Source organism: Streptococcus suis (genome assembly GCF_002960625.1).
Lineage (GTDB): Bacteria > Bacillota > Bacilli > Lactobacillales > Streptococcaceae > Streptococcus > Streptococcus suis_T.
The window spans coordinates 1-938 of the sequence record NZ_POJH01000056.1 but is presented as its reverse complement, the minus strand read 5'-3'; the positions used below and the strand labels follow the sequence as shown (position 1 = coordinate 938).

Sequence of the window (938 nt, the reverse complement as noted above, 5' to 3'; positions counted from 1 at the left end):
GCTTTACGGTAAACGTAAGTAACAACTGTTTCACCTTCTACAACTGTACCAGTTTCAGAACCTTTTGTAAGGACTGGAACAAGCTCATAAGTTGTACCGTCTTCAGTTGTGATCGTTGTTGGTTTGTTATCAGTTGTATCGTAAGCTGTACCTGTAGATGTTTCTGGCGTATCTGTTACAGGAGCTTTGATAACGTTACCTTCTGTATCGATGTAGTTAACAACAACTGAACCTTTCACTTCTTCGTAAACGTAAGTGACTTGCTTATCTTCACCAGAAGTGATTGTTCCGTTTTCTTCGCCTGTAGTTGCGTTTGGAACAAGCTTGTAAGTCTTATCGTCTTCTGTTGTGATAGTAGTTGGTTTGTTGTCTTCAGTTGAGTATGTCTTACCTGGTTCAGCATTCTCTTCATCCTTAACTGGAGATTTGATTTCTGTACCGTCAGTTGTTACATAGTTAACTGTTACAGAACCTGCTGGCTCATAAACATACTTAACTGTTGTCGTACCTTCTACCACATCACCTGTTTCAGCTGCTGAGTCAGCTTTCACTTCTTTGTAGTAGTAAACTGTGCCGTCAGCTGCTGTAATCTTAGCTGGTTTGTTGTCAAGAGTTGAGTAAGCTGTACCTGTTGATGATGCAGGAGTATCTTCAACATCTTCGGCAATCTTCTCACCTGCAGTGTTGTAGTACTCAACAACAACGTTACCTTTCACTTCTTCGTAAACGTAAGTGACTTGCTTATCTTCACCAGAAGTGATTGTTCCGTTTTCTTCGCCTGTAGTTGCGTTTGGAACAAGTTTGTATGTCTTACCATCTTCTGTTGTGATAGTTTCTGGCTTAACATCTGTTGTGTCATATGGAGTACCTGTTGAAGTTTCTGGTGTGTCTGTAACAGGTGCTTGGAGAACAGTTCCGTCAGTCGTTACATAGTGAAC

1 protein-coding gene is annotated in these 938 nt (G+C 40.9%); it reads right to left on the bottom strand.

The window, feature by feature from the left end; all coding sequences use genetic code 11:
* Nucleotides 1-938 (bottom strand): MucBP domain-containing protein (locus tag C1G49_RS10960; protein ID WP_193434003.1); only part of this gene is annotated, 938 nt, incomplete at both ends.